The 22,858-nt window shown below is 64.6% G+C and carries 26 protein-coding genes; 16 read left to right on the forward strand and 10 right to left on the reverse strand.

The window, feature by feature from the left end:
- Nucleotides 1-5: 5 nt before the first annotated feature.
- From H8F27_RS09140 to H8F27_RS09150, 3 genes are read right to left on the reverse strand one after another with little or no spacing between them, the layout of a single operon-like run.
- Nucleotides 6-566, reverse strand: coding sequence for an NUDIX domain-containing protein (locus H8F27_RS09140; protein ID WP_197147846.1), 561 nt, complete (start codon nt 564-566; stop codon nt 6-8).
- A 41-nt stretch (nt 567-607) separates the two neighbouring features.
- Nucleotides 608-1,162 carry a 2-amino-4-hydroxy-6-hydroxymethyldihydropteridine diphosphokinase gene (gene folK, locus H8F27_RS09145; protein ID WP_197153468.1) on the reverse strand — a complete coding sequence of 185 codons (555 nt, stop codon included), beginning with the start codon at nt 1,160-1,162 and terminating at the stop codon, nt 608-610.
- 14 nt (nt 1,163-1,176) lie between these two features.
- Nucleotides 1,177-2,004 (reverse strand): fumarylacetoacetate hydrolase family protein, encoded by an 828-nt coding sequence (locus H8F27_RS09150; protein WP_197147847.1) that lies wholly within the window; start codon nt 2,002-2,004, stop codon nt 1,177-1,179.
- 72 nt (nt 2,005-2,076) lie between these two features.
- Between H8F27_RS09150 and bchD the strand changes: the two genes are divergently transcribed.
- Entirely contained in the window at nt 2,077-4,188 is a 2,112-nt protein-coding gene (bchD, locus tag H8F27_RS09155) for a magnesium chelatase ATPase subunit D (RefSeq protein WP_197147848.1), read from the forward strand.
- Here bchD and H8F27_RS09160 read toward each other — a convergent pair.
- Both H8F27_RS09160 and H8F27_RS09165 read right to left on the reverse strand, forming a co-directional pair.
- Nucleotides 4,175-5,071 carry an MlaD family protein gene (locus H8F27_RS09160; protein ID WP_197147849.1) on the reverse strand — a complete coding sequence of 299 codons (897 nt, stop codon included), beginning with the start codon at nt 5,069-5,071 and terminating at the stop codon, nt 4,175-4,177. The two genes, bchD and H8F27_RS09160, sit on opposite strands and share 14 nt — an antisense overlap.
- A 4-nt stretch (nt 5,072-5,075) precedes the next feature.
- Nucleotides 5,076-5,837: an ABC transporter ATP-binding protein gene (locus H8F27_RS09165; protein ID WP_197147850.1), complete on the reverse strand. Its 762-nt coding sequence runs from the start codon at nt 5,835-5,837 to the stop codon at nt 5,076-5,078.
- Between the two features lie 186 nt (nt 5,838-6,023).
- On the opposite strand from H8F27_RS09165, the gene yvcK reads away from it, so the two are divergent.
- Nucleotides 6,024-7,397: a uridine diphosphate-N-acetylglucosamine-binding protein YvcK gene (gene yvcK / locus H8F27_RS09170; RefSeq protein WP_370594505.1), complete on the forward strand. Its 1,374-nt coding sequence runs from the start codon at nt 6,024-6,026 to the stop codon at nt 7,395-7,397.
- Here the strand turns inward: yvcK and H8F27_RS09175 are convergent.
- From H8F27_RS09175 to H8F27_RS09185, 3 genes are read right to left on the reverse strand one after another with little or no spacing between them, the layout of a single operon-like run.
- On the reverse strand, nt 7,391-7,963 hold the full coding sequence (locus H8F27_RS09175; protein WP_197147851.1) for an NAD(P)H-quinone oxidoreductase subunit J: 573 nt from the start codon (nt 7,961-7,963) through the stop codon (nt 7,391-7,393). The two genes, yvcK and H8F27_RS09175, sit on opposite strands and share 7 nt — an antisense overlap.
- Nucleotides 7,964-7,978: 15 nt before the next feature.
- Nucleotides 7,979-8,701 carry an NADH dehydrogenase subunit K gene (locus H8F27_RS09180; protein WP_197147852.1) on the reverse strand — a complete coding sequence of 241 codons (723 nt, stop codon included), beginning with the start codon at nt 8,699-8,701 and terminating at the stop codon, nt 7,979-7,981.
- Nucleotides 8,702-8,704: 3 nt separating this feature from the next.
- Entirely contained in the window at nt 8,705-9,067 is a 363-nt protein-coding gene (locus tag H8F27_RS09185) for an NAD(P)H-quinone oxidoreductase subunit 3 (RefSeq protein WP_197147853.1), read from the reverse strand.
- Between the two features lie 109 nt (nt 9,068-9,176).
- Between H8F27_RS09185 and H8F27_RS09190 the strand changes: the two genes are divergently transcribed.
- The 14 genes from H8F27_RS09190 (at nt 9,177) to H8F27_RS09255 (ending at nt 20,751) form a co-directional block, all read left to right on the forward strand.
- Nucleotides 9,177-9,587, forward strand: a complete 411-nt coding sequence (locus H8F27_RS09190) for a rubredoxin (RefSeq protein ID WP_197147854.1) — start codon at nt 9,177-9,179, stop codon at nt 9,585-9,587.
- Complete coding sequence (locus H8F27_RS09195) at nt 9,587-10,609, forward strand: photosynthesis system II assembly factor Ycf48 (RefSeq protein ID WP_197147855.1); 1,023 nt, start codon at nt 9,587-9,589, stop codon at nt 10,607-10,609. The genes H8F27_RS09190 and H8F27_RS09195 overlap by 1 nt, the downstream gene beginning before the upstream one ends.
- A gap of 111 nt (nt 10,610-10,720) precedes the next feature.
- Nucleotides 10,721-10,969 (forward strand): cytochrome b559 subunit alpha, encoded by a 249-nt coding sequence (psbE, locus tag H8F27_RS09200; RefSeq protein WP_197147856.1) that lies wholly within the window; start codon nt 10,721-10,723, stop codon nt 10,967-10,969.
- Nucleotides 10,970-10,972: 3 nt separating this feature from the next.
- Nucleotides 10,973-11,110, forward strand: coding sequence for a cytochrome b559 subunit beta (psbF, locus tag H8F27_RS09205; protein WP_197147857.1), 138 nt, complete (start codon nt 10,973-10,975; stop codon nt 11,108-11,110).
- Between the two features lie 34 nt (nt 11,111-11,144).
- Nucleotides 11,145-11,264 (forward strand): photosystem II reaction center protein L, encoded by a 120-nt coding sequence (locus tag H8F27_RS09210; protein WP_094559111.1) that lies wholly within the window; start codon nt 11,145-11,147, stop codon nt 11,262-11,264.
- 29 nt (nt 11,265-11,293) lie between these two features.
- Nucleotides 11,294-11,494, forward strand: coding sequence for a photosystem II reaction center protein J (locus tag H8F27_RS09215; protein ID WP_048017331.1), 201 nt, complete (start codon nt 11,294-11,296; stop codon nt 11,492-11,494).
- Between the two features lie 49 nt (nt 11,495-11,543).
- Nucleotides 11,544-12,221: a lysophospholipid acyltransferase family protein gene (locus H8F27_RS09220; RefSeq protein ID WP_197147858.1), complete on the forward strand. Its 678-nt coding sequence runs from the start codon at nt 11,544-11,546 to the stop codon at nt 12,219-12,221.
- The gene (locus H8F27_RS09225; protein WP_197147859.1) at nt 12,175-13,491 is read left to right on the forward strand and encodes a 3-deoxy-D-manno-octulosonic acid transferase; all 1,317 of its coding nucleotides are present in this window, start codon (nt 12,175-12,177) and stop codon (nt 13,489-13,491) included. Before H8F27_RS09220 ends, H8F27_RS09225 begins: the two co-directional genes overlap by 47 nt.
- Nucleotides 13,491-14,492: a tetraacyldisaccharide 4'-kinase gene (lpxK, locus tag H8F27_RS09230; protein ID WP_197147860.1), complete on the forward strand. Its 1,002-nt coding sequence runs from the start codon at nt 13,491-13,493 to the stop codon at nt 14,490-14,492. The genes H8F27_RS09225 and lpxK overlap by 1 nt, the downstream gene beginning before the upstream one ends.
- Nucleotides 14,493-15,629 carry a lipid-A-disaccharide synthase gene (lpxB, locus tag H8F27_RS09235; RefSeq protein ID WP_197147861.1) on the forward strand — a complete coding sequence of 379 codons (1,137 nt, stop codon included), beginning with the start codon at nt 14,493-14,495 and terminating at the stop codon, nt 15,627-15,629. It begins immediately after the preceding gene.
- Nucleotides 15,630-15,637: 8 nt separating this feature from the next.
- A complete protein-coding gene (locus tag H8F27_RS09240) occupies nt 15,638-17,377 on the forward strand; it encodes an ABC transporter ATP-binding protein (protein WP_197147862.1) in 1,740 nt (579 codons plus the stop codon).
- A gap of 212 nt (nt 17,378-17,589) precedes the next feature.
- Nucleotides 17,590-17,865 (forward strand): acyl carrier protein, encoded by a 276-nt coding sequence (locus tag H8F27_RS09245; protein WP_197147863.1) that lies wholly within the window; start codon nt 17,590-17,592, stop codon nt 17,863-17,865.
- A complete protein-coding gene (locus H8F27_RS09250; RefSeq protein WP_197147864.1) occupies nt 17,858-19,108 on the forward strand; it encodes a beta-ketoacyl-[acyl-carrier-protein] synthase family protein in 1,251 nt (416 codons plus the stop codon). The genes H8F27_RS09245 and H8F27_RS09250 overlap by 8 nt, the downstream gene beginning before the upstream one ends.
- Before the next feature lie 122 nt (nt 19,109-19,230).
- Entirely contained in the window at nt 19,231-20,751 is a 1,521-nt protein-coding gene (locus H8F27_RS09255) for a carotenoid oxygenase family protein (protein WP_197147865.1), read from the forward strand.
- Here the strand turns inward: H8F27_RS09255 and rdgB are convergent, their stop codons facing one another.
- Both rdgB and H8F27_RS09265 read right to left on the reverse strand, forming a co-directional pair.
- Entirely contained in the window at nt 20,752-21,372 is a 621-nt protein-coding gene (rdgB, locus tag H8F27_RS09260) for an RdgB/HAM1 family non-canonical purine NTP pyrophosphatase (RefSeq protein WP_197147866.1), read from the reverse strand.
- A gap of 4 nt (nt 21,373-21,376) precedes the next feature.
- A complete protein-coding gene (locus H8F27_RS09265) occupies nt 21,377-22,846 on the reverse strand; it encodes a phosphoglucomutase/phosphomannomutase family protein (protein ID WP_197147867.1) in 1,470 nt (489 codons plus the stop codon).
- Nucleotides 22,847-22,858 lie beyond the last annotated feature (12 nt).

The following is a 22,858-nucleotide window of genomic DNA, read 5'->3' on the forward strand; positions in this document are numbered from 1 at the left end:
ACCTCTCAGATTCCCAGCAGCTGCTTGGCCCGCAGCCAGGCGGTGACGCTCTTGCCATCGAGGTATTCATTGCCGCTGGCCAGGGCCCCGTCCAGTTCGCCTGGCTCCATCAGCAGCACCTCCAGGTCTTCGTCGTCATCGCCGGCGGGGGGCTGCTCGAGGGCTGTGAGCTCCCGGGCCAGAAACAGGTGGATCACCTCATCGGAGTAGCCCGGACACGGCAACATCGCGCCGAGCGGATCCCAGCGGCTGGCGCTGTAGCCGGCCTCCTCCTGCAGCTCCCGCTGCATGGTGCCGAGGGGTTCCTCGCCGGCATCGAGGGTGCCGGCGGGAAACTCCAGCAGGCGGGTGGCCACGGCGAAGCGGTATTGGCGCAGGACCACCACCCGACCGTCGTCGAGTATGGGCACTGCCAGGGAGGCACCGGGGTGGCGGATCACGCCGAAACTGCCCACCAGCCCCATCGGCAGCTCCATCCGGTTGATCTCGAAGCGCAGCTTGCGGGCGTCGAGGACGGCGGTGGTTTCGAGGTGGCGCGAGGGCTCGGGAGAGGGTAGGGGCGCCATGGTCGGGTGGGTGGGGTGGTGGCGGATGGGGCCAGCATGGCCTATGCGGGCCAGTCATCGCTGCCAGGTAGGGCCAGGGGCGGCGCCTCGTCCAGCTGGGGTAGCAGTTGCTCCAGCAGGGCCTGACAGGTCAGGGCAGGCCACCCGGACGGTTGGCCGGGGGGCACCAGCTTGGCGTCGATGGCGGCCAGCGGCGCCAGCACGAAGGAGCGCTCCAGCAGGCGGGGGTGGGGCAGCTGCAGGGCCGCGTCGTCGCAGACCAGATCCCCCCACCAGAGCAGGTCGAGGTCGAGGCTGCGGGGCCCACAGTGCACCAGACGCTGACGACCGAAGCGGGTCTCCAGAGTCTGCAGCTGCCGCAGCAGGGAGTGGGGCTCAAGGTGCGGCAGGGGTGGCAGGGGCGGCCCCAGCAGCAGTACGGCGTTGCAATAGGGCGGCTGGTCCGCGGGTCCACCCACCGGTTCGGTGCGGAACAGCGGCGACCAGCGACAGCGGGCCGGCTGCACCAGCTCAGCCAGCAGCGGGCGCACCGCCGCGAGGGTTGCGGCAGGATCGCCCAGGTTGGCACCGAGGGCGATGGCGATGGTGTCTGCCATCGGGGAGGGCACGATCACCGGGGCACCCGTGGGTGCGGCTCGGCGATCACCGGGTTGGTGAGTTGGCCGATGGCTTCGATTTCAATGCTGACGCTGTCGCCGGGTTTCAGCCAGCGGGGCGGATCGGCCGCCATGCCCACACCCTCGGGGGTGCCGGTGAGGATCACCGTGCCGGGCAGCAGGGTGGTGCTGCCGCTGAGAAACTCGATCAGGGCCGGCACGTCGAAGATCATGTCGTCGGTGCTGGCATCTTGCACACAGGTGCCGTTCAGCAGGGTGCGTAGCTGCAGGGCATTGGGATTGGGGATTGCCCCGGCGGTTACCAGGCAGGGGCCGAGCGGGGCGAAGGTGTCGAAGGTCTTGCCTCGACACCACTGGCCCCCGCCTAGTTCTGGCAGCTTCTGCCAGTCCCTGGCACTGACGTCATTGGCGCAGGTGTAACCGAGTACGTAATCCAGGGCCTCGGTGCGCGCCACATTCTTGCAGCGGCGGCCAATCACCACTGCCAGTTCAGCCTCATAGTCAACCGCTGTGCTGGCAAGAGTTATGGGCAGCTCGATCGGCGCGCCGGGGTGCTGCAGCGCCGAAGGGGACTTCATGAACAGCACGGGCCGCCGCGGTATCGAGGCCCCCGTCTCGGCGGCGTGGCGGCGGTAGTTGAGGCCTATGCAGAAGATGGCTCGGGGCTCGATCGGCGCCAGCAGGCGGGCCACTCGGGCTGGTTCGCCACTGGGCTCCGGTTTGTGGAACAGGTCGCCCACCAGACGCTCCTGGCGGCCATCGGGATGAACAACCCCATGGTGAATCGCCCCGTCGGCATCGGCGTAGCGAATGATCTTCATAGCCGGGGATCGACGGCGCCTGGGCCCAGCCTGCCCGAGACTGCACCTACCCCGCCGGTCCTCTGCGTCTCCATGGTCGCCAGTGCCCCCAGCCCCGTCGGCTCCTGTGCGGCCGCCGCCGCCGCCCGGGCCTTCCCGCTGGCGGCGATCACCGGGCACGGCACCTTGAAGCTGGCCCTGCTGCTGGCGGCGGTGGATCCGGGCCTGGGCGGGGTGGTGATCGCCGGGGGCCGGGGCACCGGCAAATCCGTGCTGGCCCGGGGCCTGCATGCCCTGCTGCCACCGATCGATGTGCTCAATGTCGGCGGCCAGACCCCCAACATTGACCCCCAGCGCCCCGCCGACTGGGATGCCGCCACCTGCGCCCGGCTGACCGAGCTCGGCGCCGACCCCAGCGGCGGAGACCCCAATGTCCTGCTGCCCACCACCGTGGTGCCCGCCCCGTTCGTGCAGGTGCCCCTGGGCGTCAGCGAAGACCGGCTGCTGGGCTCGGTGGATGTGACCGCCTCGCTGGCGGCGGGCGCGCCGGTGTTTCAGCCGGGGCTGCTGGCGGAGGCCCACCGGGGGGTGCTCTACATCGATGAGCTCAACCTGCTCGACGCCAACATCACCAACCTGTTGCTGGCGGCGGTGGGCAGTGGCGAAAACCGGATCGAGCGTGAAGGCCTGAGCCTCAGCCATCCCTGCCGCTGCCTGCTGATCGCCACCTTCAATCCCGAGGAGGGGGCGGTGCGCGACCACCTGCTCGATCGCTTCGCGATCTGTCTGTCAGCCAACCAGGTGCTGGAGCTGGAGCAGCGGGTGGAGATCACCCGCAGCGCCCTGGACCAGGCCGAGTCGAGTGAGGTCTTCCGGGCCCGCTGGCAGGAGGAAACCGATGCCTTGGCCACCCAGCTGCTGCTGGCGCGCCAGTGGTTGCCGGATGTGCAGATCGCCCGCGAGCAGATCGCTTACCTGGTGACCGAGGCCACCCGCGGCGGCGTGGAGGGCCATCGCAGCGAGCTCTATGCCGTGCGCGTCGCCCGCGCCCATGCCGCCCTCTGCGGCCGGGATCGGGTGGAGGTCGACGACCTGCAGGTGGCGGTGCGCCTGGTGATCGCGCCGCGGGCCCTGCAGCTGCCCCCGCCCGATCCCGACCAGCCCCTGGAGCCACCCCCACCCCCGCCCCAGGGCGAGCAGCCGCCGGAGGAACCCGAGGCGCCGGACAACGAGCAGGAAACCGACGAACCGGACGACCAGGACGAGAACGAGGAGGAGGACGACACCCCCGAGGACCAGGCGCCGCCCCAGGTGCCCGAGGAGTTCCTGCTGGATCCGGAGGCCGTTGCCATCGATCCCGACCTGCTGCTGTTCTCAGCGGCCAGGGCCAGGACCGGTGGCAGCGGCAAGCGCTCGCTGGTTTTCAGCGACTCCCGCGGCCGCTACGTGAAGCCGATGCTGCCCCGCGGCCCGGTCAAGCGCATTGCTGTCGATGCGACCCTCCGGGCCGCAGCGCCGTACCAGAGATCTCGTCGTGAACGGGAGCCCCATCGCAGGGTGATCGTCGAAGACGGTGACCTGCGGGCCAAGCAGCTGCAGCGCAAGGCCGGAGCCCTGGTGATTTTCTTGGTGGATGCCAGCGGCTCGATGGCCCTCAACCGCATGCAGAGCGCCAAGGGGGCCGTGATCCGGCTGCTCACCGAGGCCTATGAAAACCGCGACGAGGTTGCCCTGATTCCCTTCCGCGGCGAGCAAGCCGAGGTGCTCCTCCCCCCCACCCGTTCGATCACCGCCGCGCGGCGGCGGCTGGAATCGATGCCCTGCGGCGGCGGCTCCCCCCTGGCCCATGGCCTCTCCCAGGCCGCCCGGGTGGGGGCCAACGCCCTGGCCACTGGCGATCTCGGCCAGGTGGTGGTGGTGGCGATCACCGACGGCCGCGGCAATGTGCCCCTGGGCCGGTCCCTGGGCCAGCCGGAGCTCGAGGGCGAGGAGCCGGTGGACCTCAAGGAGGAGGTCAAGCAGGTGGCCAGCCGTTACCGGGCCCTGGGCCTCAAGTTGCTGGTGATCGACACCGAGCGCAAGTTCATCGGCAGCGGCATGGGCAAGGAACTGGCCGAGGCCGCCGGGGGCAAGTATGTGCAGCTGCCCAAGGCCAGCGATCAGGCCATCGCCGCCATCGCCATGGAGGCGATCAGCGGGGTGTAGGCGTAGCTTTTGTTTGGGCTGGATAGAGCTCGTCGAAGAATTTGCCCAGCCCCTCGGCCACGCTGCGGATGCTGTCCATAAAGCGCGGGTCGTCGGTGAGCTTGGCCACATCCCCACCGACGGCATTCCATTTTGCGGTGAGCTGCTCGGCGTTGCTGACGGTGGCCTGGAGCTCGTTCAGGGTTTTTGGATTGTCGAGGGCGGCGAGCAGGCGGCGCAGGTGGGCCGAGCTGCTGTTCAGGTTGGTGATCGTGGGCTCGGCAGCCCGCACCGAGGTTTCCAGCTGCCTGGCCAGGGACTGGCCATCCTTCATGAAGGCGGAGGTGTCTTTGGCGGTGCGCTCGAAGCTGCTGGCCGCCGTCGACACTTTGCTCAGCAACTTCATCTGGTCTGTTTCCACCAACATCTTGTGCATCAAGGTGGTCACATTGGTGAGGCTGGGCCCCGGAGCCCCCTCGATGGTGGCCCCATTGCACAGGGCCACGCTTGGGTTGCAGTTCTTGGAGCGGGGGTTTGCCGAGCCCGGCGGCAGGGGCTTGCCGGCGCTGATCAGGGCAACCTCCGCCTCGCCGCCCAGCAGGGAGGCTTCCCCAACCTGGGCCATGGCCGGCAGGGCCAGCTTCAGATCTGGGTGGTTGATCTCCAGTTCGGCAACCACCGCCTCCGGACTGATCGTTACTTTGCGCACGCTGCCGATCAGCACCCCCCGATAGGTGACAGGTGAACGTTCGGCCAGTCCTGCTGCTTCGGCAAAACTGACCTTCACCATCCAGTTCTGGCGGCTTAAGGAAATGCCCCGCAACCAGAAGGAGAGCCCCACCGCACTGGCGATCGCCGCCAAAAGGGAGAAACCGACGGTCGCTTCGCGGATACTGCGGCGCATGGATTCAGAGCTCCGCCGGCTGCATCGGTCCGCGCAGACTACCGCTCCTGAACTGCACCACGTAGGGGTCGCTGCTGGAGCGATAGGCATCAACCGTGCCACTCCAGCGGAACTTGCCGTCGTAGAGCAGCACTACCCGTTGGGCGGACCGCTCGATGGTGCTGTGGACGTGACTCACGATCACCGAGGTGGCCTGGGCCACATGGGTGGTTCGCACAATCAGGTCTTCTATGCGGGTGCAGGCCATGGGGTCGAGGCCGGCGGTGGGTTCGTCGAATAGCAGCAGGGGCATCTGTTCGTCTTGCTTGCCCGGATCATTGATCAGGGCCCGCGCAAAGCTGACCCGTTTCTGCATGCCACCGCTGAGTTCGCCGGGAAGTTGCTCTTCAACTCCGTAGAGCCCCACGGCATTGAGGGCGGCGCTAACCCGCTCGCGAATCACCTTTTCACCGAGGCGCCCATGGCGGTAGAGCAGGAAGCCGACGTTTTCACGTACCGTCAGCGAGCCCAGCAGGGCCGGGTTCTGAAACACCAGCCTCACGTCCGGAGGAGTGCGCTGGTCGAGGCGCAGGTAGTTCTGGTGAATGCCGTAGAGGCTGAGCTTGCCGCTGTTGGGCAACAGCAAGCCGGCCAGCAGGCGCAGAATCGTCGATTTCCCTGCCCCGGAGGGCCCCACCACCACGAGGCGTTCTCCGGGGGCGACCTGCAGGCTCACCTCGTCGAGCACCGGGCGGGAGCGGCCCCAGCGGACGCTGAGGTTGGCCATCTCGGCAAGGGGTGGTGGGGCGGAGGAGGCCAGTGCGGAGACCCGGGATCAGGCCCCATCCTGGCCTTTCCTGGTGGCGAAAGCCCTCCGTAGAGTTCAGCGGTCTCCAGCCACTTGTGGCAGCGTCCTTTTCGCCCCTTGCCCCCCCCCGCTCCGGCATCGAAATTTGGACGCAACCGTGGCCCGCTGCCGAAACCGGGCTGGGTCGGTCGCGGTGAGCTGCGCCAAAAAGATCTGGTAAGCCGCTCCCGCCGGGCGGCCCGCTGGTTGCGGCCAGGCCTGGTGGTCAAGCGCTGGGTGTTGACCTCCGGCCTGGGGCTGCTGGTGGCATTGCTGGGTGCGGCGGTGTGGGCCGATCTCCAGCCCATTTATTGGATGCTCTCCAGCATCCAGTGGCTGCTGGCCCAGATCACCGGGGTGCTGCCCCGCAAGATCACCGGCCCCCTGGTGCTGCTGATTGGGGCGGTGCTGATCTGGCTGGGCCAAAGCCGTAGCTTTGGCTCGATCCAGCAGGCCCTGGCGCCGGAAAAGGACACCCTGCTGGTGGATGCCCTGCTCGCCCAGCGGCGCCTCAACAGGGGCCCAAATATCGTGGCGATCGGTGGCGGCACCGGGCTCTCCACCCTGCTCAGTGGGCTGAAGCGCTACAGCAGCAATCTCACGGCCATAGTCACGGTGGCGGATGACGGCGGTAGCAGTGGGGTGCTGCGCCGGGAGCTGGGGGTGCAGCCCCCTGGCGATATCCGCAACTGCCTGGCAGCCCTGGCCAGGGAGGAGCCCCTGCTCACCCGACTGTTCCAATACCGCTTCAAGGCAGGCAGTGGCCTGGAGGGTCACAGTTTTGGCAACCTTTTTCTTTCGGCCCTTACGGCCATCACCGGCAACCTGGAATCGGCGATCACGGCTAGCAGCCGGGTGTTGGCAGTGCAGGGTCAGGTGGTGCCAGCCACCAATGCGGATGTGCGCCTCTGGGCGGAGCTCGAAAACGGGGAACGCATTGAAGGGGAATCCAAGATCGGCAATGCCACCAGTCCGATCGTGCGGCTGGGCTGCACGCCGGCTCGCCCCCCCGCCCTGCCCAGGGCCCTGGAGGCGATCGCCCATGCCGATCTGATTGTGCTGGGTCCTGGCAGTCTCTACACCTCGCTCCTGCCCAACCTGCTGGTGCCCGAACTGGTGGAGGCGATCCGCAGGAGCAAGGCGCCCCGCCTTTACATCTGCAATCTGATGACCCAGCCGGGGGAAACCGATGGACTGGATGTGGAGGGCCATCTGCGGGCGATTGAGGCCCAGCTGGCCAGCCTGGGGGTGCAGGAGCGCCTATTCAGCTCAGTGCTGGCCCAGGAGGATCTGGAGGATTCACCTCTTATCAATCACTACCGTCACCAGGGGGCCGAACCGGTGCTCTGCAACCTGCGCGAGCTGCGCCGCCATGGCTATGAGGTGATGCAGGCACCCCTGCAGGGAGCTAGGCCCACGGCCACCCTGCGCCACGATCCCCGCAGTGTGGCCCTAGCGGTGATGAAATATTTTCGCAATCACCAGCGTGGGGCTCAGTAGGCGTCCTGCAGCTCGTAGAAGTCGGGTTGAACGTAGTCCTTGCGCATGGGGTAGCCCTTCCAGTCTTCGGGCATCAGCAGTCGCTTGGGGTGGGGGTGACCTGCGTAATTGATCCCGAACATGTCAAAGGTTTCCCGCTCCTGCCAGTCAGCTCCCCGAAACTGGCCATAGAGGGTGGGGATGGTGAGATCGCCATCCCGGGCCAGGAACACCTTGATCCGCACTTCCGCGGGGGGCTGATCGGCCGGCACCTCTCCGGCCGGGCTTCGATCGGCCAACTCTGCCAGCTTTACCAGATTGTAAAAACTGACCAGCCGCCCCCCGGGGCCCTCGTCATAGCCCCCCTGGCACTGCAGATAGTCGAAGCCCTGGGTTTTGAGGGCCGTGGCGATTAGGGGCAGAAAGGCCGCTTCAACACCGATCATCTCTATCCCCAGGTGGTCTTTACCCAGGGGGCCATGGTCGAAGCCCTGACTGGTCAGCCAGCTGCCCACGGGGCCAGGTTCTGGGCCGGTCTCTAGGGCCAGGCTTTCGGCGGGGGCGTTGGTAGGGATTTCTTCTGGCATGGCTGCAGGGGGGGCTCAGGATTCGGCTTTGGCGGGAATCGCGGCAGCTGGGGCGGCCAGGGGCAGGGCGCTGGCGGCGGCCAGGGCCTGCTTCTGGGTTTGGGCCGAAAGGTATTGGCCGTTGACGATGGGCTGCACCGCCTTCATCTGGTGGCTCACAGTGCAATAGCGGTGGGTCTGCTGGAGATTCCCGCGTTCTGCCAAGGCCTCGTTACCCACCTTTTTGCGCAGCTTGATCACCGCATCGAAGATCGCCTCGGGGCGAGGCGGGCAGCCAGGCAGATAAAGGTCTACGGGGATCAGCTTGTCCACGCCGCGCACGGCGGTGGTGGAATCTGCCGAAAACATGCCTCCAGTGATAGTGCAGGCACCCATGGCGATCACGTATTTGGGCTCGGGCATCTGCTCGTAGAGCCGAACCAGGGCAGGGGCCATTTTCATTGTCACTGTGCCGGCGACGATCAGCAGGTCGGCTTGGCGCGGGCTGGAGCGCGGCACCAGGCCGAAGCGATCGAAATCAAAGCGGGAGCCGATCAGGGCCGCAAACTCGATAAAGCAGCAAGCGGTGCCGTAGAGCAGGGGCCAAAGGCTGCTAAGGCGGGCCCAGTTGTGGATGTCATCGAGGGTCGTGAGAATGATGTTCTCAGAGAGCTCTGATGTAACCGTGGGGGCACCGAGAGGGCTGCAGCTGGCTGCCCGTAGGTCCTTGAGGGCGTCAATGGAGAGGGTTTCTTTCATGGGTCAGCTCCACTCGAGGGCACCCTTGCGCCAGGCGTAAGCCAGGGCAAGCACAAGGATGGAAATGAATACAAGGGCCTCAATGAAGGCCAGCAACCCAAGCCGGTGGAAAGCCACTGCCCAGGGGTAGAGGAAAACTGTCTCCACGTCGAAGATCACGAAGACCAGAGCAAACATGTAGTAGCGAATGTTGAACTGAATCCAGGCGCCGCCTATCGGCTCCATGCCGGATTCGTAGGTCAACTCCCGCTCGCCCATGCGACTGCTGGGCGACAGCAACTTGTTTGCCACCAATGCCAGCACAGGCACGGCCGCTGCGATCAGCAGGAAACCGAGAAAGGCGTCGTAGCCCGAGAGCACGAACATGCAACCAACTAGGACCTACCTGCAACCCAGTCTGCCACCCAGGGCCCGGTGGTGGCGGCATCGGCCCGACGGACGCCGATAATCTGACACCAGCGCTCGAGGCCCATCGATGAGTTCCACCGATACACCGGAGCCAACAGCTACACCCGAGCCGACCGCCCAAAGTCCTGGCCCCGAGTCTGGCTCAGCAGTTGGGGAGGTCGATCCGGCCGACCACCGCTTCGAATGCCGCAGCTGCGGGTTTGTCTACGACCCGGCCGAGGGGGTGCGCAAGCTGGCCATCGAACCCGGCACCCCCTTTGTGGAGCTTGATCCGCTCAGCTTCCGGTGCCCGGTGTGTCGCAGTCGGGTGGGAGCCTTCAAGGACATCGGCCCCCGCAACAAGCCCAGCGGCTTCGAGGAGAATCTCAACTTCGGCCTGGGGGTCAACCGCCTGACTCCCGGTCAGAAGAATGTGCTGATTTTCGGCGGCTTCGCCCTGGCCTTCGCCTTTTTCCTCTCCCTCTATTCCCTGCGCTGATGACTGGCTCTCCCCTGCTCCGCCCGCTTGGGACTCTGTTGCGGCCCCTCCTGGGTTTGCTCTTGGTGATCGGGCTTGGCTTCGGCCTTTCCGGCTGTGTGACCACCGGCTTGCCCATGGCGGCTACCAGCCCCTGGCAGCCGGTGGCCCTGGCCACCAAGGCCAACCCCCTCGATGTGGCATTCACCGATACCAGCCATGGCTTTTTGGTGGGCAGCAACCGGCTGATCCTCGAAACCAACGACGGCGGGGCCAGCTGGGCCGAGCGAGCCCTGGATCTGCCGGAGGAGGAGAACTTTCGTTTAATCAGCATCGACTTCCGTGGTGAGGAGGGCTGGATTGCCGGCCAGCCCGGGCTGTTGCTGCACACCACAGACGGGGGCCAGAACTGGAGCCGCCTGTTCCTTGACACCAAGCTGCCCGGCGAGCCGTACCTCATCACGGCCCTCGGGCCCAACCAGGCCGAGCTGGCCACCAACGTGGGGGCCATCTACGAAACCCGCGATGGCGGCACCAACTGGCAGGCCGAGGTGGAGGACGCCGCTGGAGCCGTGCGGGAGCTGCGCCGCTTTAACGACGGCCGTTACGTGAGCGTCAGCAGCTTGGGCAATTTCTTCTCCACCTGGGACCCCGGCCAGGGCACCTGGCAACCCCATCAACGGATCAGCAGCCAGCGGCTCCAGTCGATGGGCTTCCAGCCCGATGGCTCCCTCTGGATGCTGGCCCGGGGCGCCCAGATCCGCTTCAACCCTCCTGGCGGCAACGTGGAGGAGTGGGGTAAGGCCGTGATCCCGATCACCAATGGCTTCGGTTATCTCGATATGGCCTGGGCCCCCGATGGTTCAATCTGGACCGGTGGCGGCAGCAGCACCCTGCTGGTGTCAGCCGACGGCGGCAAGAGCTGGCAGAAGGATCCGGTGGGGGCCCAGCAGCCTTCCAACTTCACCCGGATCAGCTTTGGCGCCGATGGCAAGGGCTTCGTGCTGGGTGAGCGGGGCTCCTTGTTGCGCTGGGTGGGCTGACCCCTGACCCTCACCTCTGAGCTCGGCCGCCAACTTCTGTAACCAAGCGCCCCTGTCACTCCCTCCAGCCGGCTCCACACCCCTAGGATCAATTCGCTGAACGCTTCCGCTATGGCTGCCGGCTCAACTGGAGAACGCCCGTTCTTCGAGATCATTACGAGCATTCGCTACTGGGTGATCCATGCGGTCACCCTGCCCGCCATCTTCCTGGCTGGCTTCATGTTTGTGTCCACGGGCCTGGCCTACGACGCCTTCGGAACGCCCCGCCCTGATGCCTACTTCCAGGCCCAGGAGAGCAAGGCTCCTGTGGTCAGCCAGCGCTATGAGGGCAAAAGTCAGCTTGACCTGAGGTTGAAATAGGCCATGACCCAGACCCCTGCCCCCACAACGCCCCGCAACTATCCGATCTTCACGGTCCGCTGGTTGTCGATCCATGCCCTCGGGGTGCCCACGGTGTTTTTCCTGGGAGCCCTTGCGGCCATGCAGTTTGTTCGCCGCTGACGTTCGCCGTTGAGCCGGTCCATCCCCTCCAGCCATGCAACGCTCCCCCAACCCCAATAACCTGCCGGTCGAACTAAACCGCACCAGCCTTTTTCTCGGCCTGCTCTTCGTGTTCACGATCGGCATTCTTTTCTCGAGCTATTTCTTCAATTAATCCCTGTTCAAGTCACCAGGAGCGCCCCAATGAGCGGCAAGAAGTCCAACCTGCCTGACGGCCGGATTCCAGATCGCCTTCCCGATGGTCGCCCGGCAGTGGCCTGGCGCTCCCGCTGGACCGAAGGGGTGCTACCCCTCTGGCTCGTTGCCACCGCGGGTGGAATGGCTGTGATTTTTGTGGTGGGATTGTTCTTCTACGGCGCCTACGTGGGAGTGGGTTCGGCCTGAGTCTTCCCTGACGGCTTGGTCCGTGCTCCCTGCTTGAATCCTTAAGCCGTTGCCCAAGAAGCGCCAGCTGCTCAACAACCCCTTTCTGGCCACTCTGACTGGGGTTCTGCTGAATGGCTATGGCGAATTGGTACGTCGCACCTCCAGGATTAGGATCCAAGCCGATCCAGAGGTCGACCGCCTGTTGCATGAAGCAAATGCACCGATTATTTATGCAATCTGGCACTGCCACGTTTTCTTCTTGCCGCTCGTGCGTCTCTATGCACGCAAGCCGATTTCCGTTCTTCTAAGTTCCCATCGAGATGCCCAAATCGTCGGGGTAGCTGCCCGAATGCGTGGTCTTGAACTGGTGGAAGGCTCCTCCACCCGTGGCGGCACCCGCGCCTATCGCCAGTTGCTAGCCCTCCTGCGGGGGGGGGATTCGGTGTGCATTACCCCCGATGGTCCCAAGGGACCTGCCTTGAAGTTGAAAGCAGGCATTGTTCACCTTGCTCAGAAATCTGGTTGTGCTGTGGTTCCTGTGGCTGCGGCCTGCACGCGGATGCGCAGGATAAAAACCTGGGACCAAACCCTTCTACCCCTGCCCTTTGGACGTTGCGTGTTGGAGCTGGGCCCTCCGATCTACATCAGTCCTGAGAGCCCTCTGGATGATCAGCTGGCCCAGTTGGCTGCTGCTCTCAATGACACGGTCCACCGTGCGTCCGGAAACCTCCTCTCGTCGGCTTGAGCGCGCCGCAGCTGTGAAGGGCAGTGCCCTGCTTTTGCTGTTCCGGCTGTTCGCCCTGCTGCTCTCCCCGCTGCTGTTGGCGGTGCTGATCTGGCGCCTGCTGCACGGCAAGGAGGATCCTCGCCGGCTTGGCGAGCGGCTGGGCCTAAGCGGGTGTCGCCGCCCCCCTGGCCAGTTGGTGTGGCTGCATGCCGCCAGCGTCGGTGAACTGATCAGCCTGTTGCCCTTGCTGCAGCAATTGGAAGGGGTGTCTGGTCCCAGACTGCTGCTGACCACGGGCTCGCGAAGTTCGGCCGAGTTGGCGAGCCGCCGCCTGGGGGCTGGGGTGGTTCACCAATATGTGCCCCTGGATCACTGGTTGAGTTTTGCCCTCTTTCGCCGCCATTGGCGGCCCGATCTGGGTGTGCTTGCGGAGGCCGAACTCTGGCCTGAGCTGATCCACGCCATGCCCAGGCCCCTGCTGATCAATGCCCGCATGAGTGGGCGTTCCTTTCGGCGCCATCAGCGGCAGCCTTGGTTCGCCGCTTGGCTGCTGGCGCGATTTCAGGCCATTCTGGCCCAGTCGCCCCAGGATGGTGAGCGCTTTCGACGTCTGGGGGGCCGCCAGGTGCGCTCAGTGGGGTCCACCAAGCTCGATGCGGAGCCGCCCAGGGCGGATCCGGCGATCGTGGCAAAGCTGGCCCAGGCGTTCGCCTGCCGTCCAGTGCTGCTGCTGGCCAGTAGCCATGCTGGCGAGGATGTTGCCCTGCTGGCCGCCTACCCGGAGCTTCGACGCAGGCTGCCGGCCCTAGCCCTGTTGCTGGTACCCCGCCACCCGCAGCGGGCCCATGAGGTGGCTGCGGCTGCGGCTCGTGATGGCCTGGCCGTGCGCTGTTGGGGCGAGCTGGCCGGGGGCGCCCCCGCCGAAGCCCTCGATGTGGTGGTGGCCGATCGGATTGGGGAAATGGGCGCCTGGATCCAGGCCTCCCGTCTTGTGGTGATGGGGGGCAGCTTCGCTTTGGGGGGGAGGGCCATAGGCGGCCACAACCCGCTCGAGCCGCTTCGGCTCGGCCGCCCGGTGCTGTGTGGTCCCGATATGGCCAACTTCGCCGATCTCACAGAGGAGCTCATTGACACAGGTTGGTTGCTTCAGTGCGCCGATCTCCCCCAGCTCTGGCAGGCGGTGGCGGCTCACCCGGCCTGGGCGGCTCTGCCCCAGGGGCCGCCGCCAGAGTTGCAGGGCCCCAGCCGCCTCATCGCCGCCCTGATCCGTGCGGAGCTCAAGGCCTGATGCTGCTTGCCACCCCCCGCTTCTGGTACGCCCGGCAGCCCACCCTGCTGGCCCGCCTGCTGCAGCCCCTGGGCTGGCTTTATGCCTTGGGCGTGCGTTGGCATCGGCGCCACAGCCGCCCAGGCCGGCTGCCTGTGGCCGTGCTGTCGGTCGGCAACATCACCTTGGGCGGCACCGGCAAGACACCCCTGGTGATCGCCCTGGCCCGGGAGCTCCAGCGGCGCGGCTTCACGGTGGCCGTGCTGTTGCGGGGCTATGGCGCCAACAGCCGCCAGCCCAGGCGGGTGGGCCCGACCGATGCAGCGGCTCTGGTGGGCGATGAGGCCTTGGAAATTCAGCGTTCCCTGCCAGAGGTGGCCGTGTGGGTGGGAAGGGACCGGTTGGCCGGGGGGGCGGCGGCGATCAGCGCAGGCGCCGATCTGCTGCTGCTCGACGATGGACTGCAGCATTGGCGCCTGGCCCGCGACTGTGACATCAGCGTGCTCGATCGTCGCCAAGGCCTGGGCAACCGCCTGGTTTTTCCGGCCGGTCCGCTGCGGGAGCCCGTAGATCAGCTGGGGCGCGCCGATCTGCTTGTGCTTGCCGGTGCTGGTTTGGCCCCGAGGCCACCAAACTGGCCCTTCGAGAAGCCCTGCTTCTTCCTGACTGGTTGGATCGAGCCACCGGAGCGGTTGCGGGCAGTGCCCCTGCTGGCCTTCTGCGGCATCGGCCTGCCGGATAAGTTCTTTGCGGCCCTGCGGCAGGCGGGTCTGCAGCTGGTTGGCACCGTTGGTTTCCCAGATCACCACCCTTATGCTGCTGCAGATCTGGAGCGCCTGGAGTGCCGTGCAGACGCCCATGGCGCCACATTGGTGACCACCTTGAAAGACTGGCACCGTCTGCCGGAAGGGTGGGGCGGACGGGTTGTGGCCCTGCCCCTAGTCCTCGATGGCCGGGTAGTGGCGGAGATCGCCTCGGCGGCCCTGGCCAGGCTGGAGGCCAGACGGGCTGGAACCACCTGAATGGTTGAGTCTCCTGCCAGAGCCTGCCGGATCCTGTTGGTGGCTGGGGAGGCCTCCGGCGACCTCCATGGGGGGCACCTAGTGCGGGCGTTCCGCCAGCTTTGCCCCACTGCCGAAGTGGTGGGTGTGGGCGGGGCCCAGCTGGGTGCTGCTGGTATGGAAATCCTGGCGGATGTGAACAAGCTCTCGGCGGTGGGGCTGGTGGAGATCGCCGGCAGCATTCCGCGCCACTGGCGGGTGATGCGCCTGCTCAAGCAGCAGATGGCAAGGCATCGCCCGGACCTGGTGGTGCTGGTTGACTATCCGGGCTTCAACCTGATCGTGGCCAGGGAGGCCCACCGCCGGGGCATTCCGGTTTTCTTCTATGTGGCTCCGCAGGTGTGGGCTTGGGGGAAGGGGCGGGCGCGTCGCATGGCCGGCTTCATCGACCGGCTGGCGGTGATCTTTCCCTTCGAAGAGGCCATCTTCAATGGCTACGGGCGCCGCTTTGCCAGCTACGTGGGGCACCCCCTGCTCGATGGCTTGGTGGTGAGCTGCGATCGGGCCGACACCCTTCGGAAACACGGCTTTGACGATGTTCAGCCCCTGCTGGTGCTGATGCCAGGCAGCCGCCGCAGCGAGGTGCGGTTGCTGTTGCCAGCGATGCTGCGGGCGGCCGAACTGCTCAGCAACGAAGGCTGGCAGGTGGCTCTAGTGCAGGCCCCCACCGTTCCCGAGAGCTACCTGAGCCAGGTGGCCGGCGGCAAACTGCAGGTGCCGCTGATTCGAGGCGATACCTACAACCTGCTGGCAGCTGCCGACGCCGGCCTGATCGCCTCCGGTACCGCCACCCTGGAGGCTGCCCTGCTGGGCTGCCCTCCGGTGATTGTGTACCGCTTCTCGTGGTTCACCTATCTGCTGGCTAGGTTGGTCATTGGGCGCCGCTCGATGGGGCTGCCCAATGTGGTGCTCGGCAGGTCGGCCTTTCCGGAGCTGATCCAGCGCAATTTCAAGCCCGTTCAGCTAGCCCAGGCGGTGCGTGACCTGGCAGCGCGGCGCGGCCTGAATAGGCAGCTAATTGACGAACTGCGCTCGAAGATGGGGGTGGCGGGCGCCTCGGAGCGCGCTGCCAACCTGATGCTTGAGCTGCTGCGATGAAAGCTGAGATGAAAGGCCCCCTGCTGTCTCGCTTCCTGGCCTACGGAAGGCGCTATCTGTGGCCCCTTTTCAGCCTGGCGCTGCTGTTCAATTTTGCCTACGGGGCCTCGACCGCCTTCGTGCCCTTGGTGATCCGCTTCCTTTTTGACGACATCCTGCCCTCCAATGACAGGGGCCGTCTTTACCTAGCCCCCGTCGTCATTGTTGGTGTGATTGCCCTGCGGGCGGTATCCCAGTTCGTGGGCACCTATCTCACCGAGTCGGTGGGCCAGAGGATCACTGCCGATCTGCGCACGGACATGGCAACCAAGGTGCTCGAGCTGCCCCAGGGCTATGTGGATAGTCATCCTTCAACCGTGCTGGTGTCTCGGGTTCTGACGGATGTGGATCTAGTCAAGTCTGGCCTGGTGGATGGGTTCTCTTCCCTGATAAAGGATGGATTGACCCTGATTGCACTGGTGACCGTGGCCTTCTATCAGGACTGGCTGCTGTCTGTGCTCGCCTTCATTCTTTTCCCCCTAGGGGTCTATCCGGTGCTGCGTTCCTCCAAGAAGGTGCGCCATCATTCCAAAGCGGGCCAGACCCGGCTTGCCCGTTTGGCGGCCTACCTACAGGAGGCCCTGGTGGGCTCAAGGGTGGTGAAAATCTTCGGCATGCAGGCCTATGAACTGGGTCGTTTTCAGGAGGAGAACAATTCGGTTTTGGCTTCGGCTTTGCGCACCTCCAGGGCCAAGCTGATCAACCAGCCGCTGATGGAATTTTTGGGCGCTGTGGGTTTCAGTGCAGTGCTGGTTTATGGGGGCGAGACTGTGCTAGCCGGCGACCGCACCACCGGCAGTTTCTTCGCATTCCTAACTTCGCTCTATCTTTGTTATGCCCCCTTCAAGGGTATTGCCAGGTCAAATGCCACCCTCCAGCAGGGCCTATCGGCGGCGGAGGAGCTGTTCACCATCCTCGATGTAGAGGTTGAGCCGAGCGATCCTCTGCGGCCCCAGCCCCTCACGGGTTTCGAGCAGGGGCTGAAGGCCGAGCAGGTGAGCTTCGCCTATGGTCAGGATGAGGTGATATCCAGCCTGGATCTCGAGGTGCCCTGTGGTGCAACCGTGGCCCTGGTTGGTCCAAGTGGGGGCGGCAAGAGCACGATCATCGATCTCTTTTGTCGCTTCCACGATCCCCAGCGGGGTCGACTGACGATTGACGGCATCGATTTGAGGCAGGTGGCTCAGGCTGATCTGCGCGCCCTCATCTCCGTGGTCGATCAGAACACTTTTCTGTTCAATGACAGCGTTGCCAACAACATCGCCTATGGCCACGCCGAGGCTTCAGTGGAGACGATCGAGGCAGCAGCCCGGGCCGCCAATGCCCACAATTTCATAGTGCAGTTGCCCCAGGGCTATGAAACCCCAATTGGTGAGAATGGCACCATGCTCTCTGGCGGACAGCGTCAGCGCATCGCCATTGCCAGGGCCCTGATCAAGAACGCCCCGATCCTCTTCCTGGATGAGGCCACATCGGCCCTGGATTCCGCCTCAGAGCAGCTGGTCCAGGAAGCGCTCGACCGCTTGATGCAGCATCGCACCACCTTGGTGGTGGCGCACCGGCTCTCCACCATCGTCAATTCCGATCGGATCTGTGTTATTGAAGCAGGCAGACTAGTTGAGGCCGGCACCCACAGCGAGCTCCTGGCCAGGGGCGGTCGCTATGAGTCCCTATTTTCCACTCAGTTTGCAAGGGCTGGAACCCCTTAGGGAATTTCCCATAGACGCTTTTCCCTTTTTGGGTTTGCTCTTAGCTTTTGCTTTTACCTTTTGATTGGGCGTTTGCCTTGTTGTTTGATCTGCTGCTGGAGTCCGCAGCTGCTGCCCACCTATTGCCAGTTTGGTGATAGCATGGGAAGGCTATCAAGCTGTTGGCGGTGAAAGTGAACGATTCGGTAGATCAGCCTGGTGGCCAGGGGGGTATGGACACCTCCGAAATGACCGATGATCAAATTGTCGCTCAAATTGCAGGTCTCATCCGTAAGTGCGTCCCTGATGCCCAGGCGGTTGCAATTGGCATGGATTCCAGGCTGGTTGAAGATATTGGCATTGACTCCCTGGGCGCCTACGAATTAATCATGGAAGCGGAAGACCTTTTCCATATTGAAATCACTGATTCCCAGGTTGAAGGCATAAAGACAATCGCCGACCTGATTGCCATCGTGCGTGGGCCTGTCGTGCAAGGGCCTAATGCCTGAATCCTTGTCGGCTCAAGTTGCCGTAACCGGATTGGGCTGTATTTGTCCCCTGGGCAATACACCGGAAGCTGCCTACTCCGCCTACGCTCGAGGTGATACGGGAATCAGCTTGCTTACTGAGCCCTGGGCCGAAACTTTCAAGTCCAGGCTTGGTGGTTTAGTCAAATTGGATATGGTTGCTGAGCTGGGTGATTATCTGGTTAGTCGTCTGGATCGTTTTAGCCAGTTTGCCCTGCTGGCAGCTAGGCAGGCCTGGAATGCAAGTGGTTTGCATGATTCGGGGCTTGCCCCCGAGCGGCTCGCCGTAGTTATGGCCACTGGAATTGGCGGAGTTAATACGATGCTTGAGCAGCATCAAAGGCTCATCTCCGGCGCCAAGCGACTCCATCCGTTGGGCATCGCTATGGCTATGCCCAACTCTGCCACAGCGCAGATCACTATGGAAATAGGAGCCTGTGGGGGAGCCCATGCGCCTGTTTCAGCCTGTGCAGGGGGTGCCGAGGCGATTGCATGGGGGTTGATGTTGCTCGAAGCTAGAAAGGTTGATGCCGTGCTTGTGGGGGGGGCTGAATCTGCAATCCATCCCCTCGCGATCCGAGGATTTTCAGAGATGCGTGCCCTTTCTTCAAGACTTGACGATCCAGCCTCTTCTTGTCGCCCGTTTGCCGCAGATCGTGAGGGCTTTGTTTTGAGTGAAGGGGCCGGGGCAATTGTGCTCGAACGACTGGATGACGCCAGGGCCCGCCATGCGCATGTGCAGGCGCTGCTGATGGGTGCAGGGATGACCAGTGATGCGCACCATCTGGCCACTCCCCATCCCGAGGGAGTGCACGCAGCCAGTGCGATCAGTTTGGCCCTGCGGGATGCGGATATATCAGCGCAGGATGTGAACTTCATCAGCGCCCACGCAACCGGTACCCGGATCGGAGATCTAGCTGAATCTCGGGCGATTGAATCTGTTTTTGGTGCCTCTACCCAGGATCTTTGGGTCACCGCTCCGAAGGGAGCCCTAGGCCATCTGCTGGGTGGAGCTGGTTCGGTGGAATCGGTCTTGACAATAAAGGCCCTTCAGGCTGGGGTGGTGCCGGTGAGCGTTAACTCAACTCCGCGGGATCCGGACATAGGCCTGAATATTCCCACTGCTTCTGAGCCCTATCTGGTGAATCGTTCCCAGCGTTTTGCCTTAAAAAATACATTTGGTTTTGGTGGTCATAATGTATCTCTTGTGTGGGCAAGTGTCTAGGGCTATTCAGGCATCAAGTGCTTAATGGGAATTGCGCCCCCCTGCGCCAGGGTGATCAACGCGGTTGGGAGGGCAAACCGCTAGAACGATTTCAGATAAAGCACTTTGCTTCCCTGCCCCGCGTGATTTCCTCTGCCACACTCCCAGTTGCGGATGGTCCCCGTTTCGACCGAGCTGATTGGTCAGGCGCTTTCCGCAACGTCGGCCTAGAGCTCAGTGACGAATTGGTAGTTGCCGTTCGGGGCACCATCCCAACAGAGTTGGCCGGCACCCTTTATCGCAATGGTCCGGGTCGGCTTGAGCGAGGCGGCCTCTGGGTCCATCACCCTTTCGACGGCGATGGCATGGTCGCGGCCCTCAGATTTGAAGCCGGTCAGGTCCACCTCACCAACCGTTTCGTGCGTACCGAGGGCTGGCTGGCCGAGGAGCGGGCCGGGCGCTTCGTCTATCGGGGGGTGTTTGGCACCCAGAAACCTGGCGGTGTCTTGGCCAATGCTTTTGATTTGCGCCTCAAGAACATCGCCAATACCCATGTGGTGCGGCTCGGCGATCAGCTGCTGGCGCTCTGGGAGGCGGCCGAGCCCCATGCTCTTGATCCCCAAACCCTTGAGACCCGCGGCCTGTCACGGCTTGACGGGGTACTTAAGCCTGGTGAGGCCTTCAGTGCCCATCCCCGCTTCGATCCAGGTCACCACGGTGAGCCCCGCATGGTGACTTTCGGTGTCAAGGCGGGCCCCACCAGCACGATCCGATTGATGGAGTTCGCCACCGAGGAGCAGCCCGACGGCGTGCGGGCCGGTGAGCTGGTGGCCGACAGAAGCCACAGCTTCAAGGGGTTTGCCTTCCTCCATGATTTCGCCGTCACCCCCAGCTGGGCAGTGTTTCTTCAGAACGCTGTGGCCTTCAATCCCCTGCCCTTCGTGTTTGGCCAGAAGGGGGCGGCCCAGTGCCTGGCCTCCAAGTCCGGCGAAGCCGGCCAGTTCTGGTTAGTGCCTCGTCAGAGCGGCCACCATGCCGGCGCCAAACCAGTGCAGCTGCCAGCTCCCGAAGGTTTTGTGTTTCACCACCTCAATGCCTTTGAGGATGGCGCTAGTGGTGAAGTGGTGGTGGATTCGATCTACTACAAAGACTTCCCCTCGATCGGCCCCCAGGTTGATTTCCGCGAGATTGACTTCGCTTCGATTCCCGAGGGGCAACTACGCCGCTGCCGCATCAACCCCCGCTCCGGGGCTGTGCAGAGCGAATGGCTGGAGCAGCGTTGTTGCGAGTTCGCGATGGTCAACCCCGCCCACCAAGGGCTTGAAGCGCGCTTTGCCTGGATGGCGGTGGCGGAGTGCGAACGGGGCAATGGTCCCTTGCAGGCCATTGAGAAACTTGACCTCCAAACCGGCGAGCGTCGGCTGTGGAGTGCTGCCCCCCGCGGTTTTGTCACCGAGCCCGTAATGGTGCCCCGCCCAGCATCTACTGCCGAAGACAAGCATGCTGAAGATAGTGGCTGGGTGTTGGTGCCGGTCTGGAACGGAGCCCGCTGCGCCACTGACCTGGTGATTCTCAGGGCCGATGATCTGGCTGAACAGGCAGTGCTGGAGCTCCCATTGGCGATCCCCTACGGCCTGCACGGCAGCTGGGCTGCTGCCACTTGATCAGCTGCCCAACAACTCTCTCAGGGGTGCCTCGAGTTGGGCGAAGGCCCGGCCCCGGTGGCCGATTCGGCCCTTGAGGGTTTGGTCCATCTCGGCGTAGGTGAGTCCGGTCTCCGGCACGAAAAACACTGGGTCGTAGCCAAACCCCCCCTCGCCGCGGGGGGCCTCGAGAATCACGCCCGCGCAGATGCCCTCCACTTCGATGCGCACATTGCCATTGGGATCAGCCAGGGCTAGGGCTGCGCTGAAGTGGGCAGTGCGGTCGCTGCTGCCTGCCAGTTCGTCTAGCAGTCGGGAGATGCGGGCTGGGTCCGTGGCTGCGTAGCGAGCGGAGTGCACCCCGGGAGCTCCATTGAGGGCAGCGACGCTGAGGCCCGAATCATCTGCCAGGGTCCAGCTGCCGCTGTGTCTGGCAACTGTGATTGCTTTGAGGCGGGCATTTTCTGCGAAGGTTGCACCTGTTTCCTCCACCTCCAGATCCCCAGGCTGGGCATCGATTTCCAGGCCCATGCCAGCCAATAATTGGCGAAATTCTCCAATTTTGCCGGCATTGGTGCTGGCGATCACCAATCGGCTGAAGGGTGCTGGGTCTAAGGCCAGGTCTAGGTCTAGGGCAGCCATGGCCTTAGACCGCCTCCGCCAGCTCACGGGCCCAGATCAACACCTCGTTCACCCGAGCGACCGTGGGGGCTTCGCAGTAGAGCCGCAGAAGTGGCTCTGTGCCTGAGAAGCGCAACATCAGCCAGTGGCTGGGGCCGAGTCGCAGTTTCACCCCATCGGTGGTGACCACTTCCAGCACGGGGCAGCCGGCGACTGCGCTGGGGGGGGCCTCTGCCAGCTTGGCCTCCAAACGCCGCCTGGCTTCCATGTTGGCCAGCCGCAGGTCGAGCCGGTCGTAGGCCGCCGCGCCGCCGCAGCGCTGCTGCAAGGCATCTATTCGCTCCCCCAGGGGCACACCGCCCTCCACCAGGGCTTCGATCAGCAGCAGGGCCGCAAAGGGTGCGTCCCGCTCGGGCAGGTGCATCCCGAAGCCCACGCCACCCGATTCCTCGCCGCCAACCAGCACCTCGCTGCTGAGCATTTCAGCTGCGATGTATTTGAAGCCGACGGGTTTTTCCAGCACCTGGCGGCCCAGATCCTCAGCCACCAGCTGCATTAGGTCGGAGCCGCTGACGGTTTTGATCACGCTTCCCGGCAGCTGGCGGGCCCGGGCCAGGTGGTCGATGAACAGGGGCATCAGCAGCTGGGTGCTGCAGAAGCGGCCGCGTTCATCCACGGCTGCAATGCGATCCCCGTCGCCGTCAAACACGATGCCCATGGCCGGCCGCCCCGCGGCGGTGCTCGCTTGGACCGCGCCGATCAGCTCGCCCAGGTAGGCCGCAAGGGGCTCGGGAGGGTTGCCGCCAAACAGGGGGTCGCGCCGGCCCCGGATCTCGCTGATGGCGCCGCTGTTTGTGGCCCCTTCCCCCAGCAGGGCCGGCAGCACCCCGGCCGCGGAGCCGTGCATCGGGTCCACGATCACCGTCAGCCCCAGCCGATCTAGCCCCTCGGCCAGGGCGGCGGTGTCGACCTTGGCCTGGAGCCCGGCCACGTAGGCGCCCATGGCATCAAATTGGCCAACTTCGCCAGGTATGGGCACGGTCAGTCCGCCGGCGGCCAGTCGGGTTTCAACACGGCCGGTGAAGTCGCCCTCCACCGAGCCGCCGAACGGCCCCTTGATTTTCAGCCCCAGCCATTCCGGTGGGTTGTGGCTGGCGGTGATCACCAAAGCTCCCAGGGCCTGGCGTTGCACTACGGCCCAGCTAGAGGCGGGGGTGGGGGTGGGTGTGTCGCAGAGCAGGGGGGTCAGGCCGCAGCCCCGCACGGCGCTGCAGATCGCTTGGGCCAGTTCGGGGGCCAGGAAGCGGCGGTCGTAGCCGATGATCACCTCCCGGCTGGTGAGGCTTGTCGGGGCCGAGTGGGCCAGTTCCTGGGCCGCGGCCGCCGCGACTGGCAGCAGCCGCTCCATGGTGATGTCGACGCCCAGGATGCCGCGCCAGCCATCGGTGCCGAAGGCGATCGGAATTGCTGCAAGGGGCAGGGGGGCTGAAGCCATGGGGCGCGGAAG

The sequence above is a fragment of the Synechococcus sp. CBW1108 genome, assembly GCF_015840335.1.
GTDB lineage: Bacteria > Cyanobacteriota > Cyanobacteriia > PCC-6307 > Cyanobiaceae > Cyanobium_A.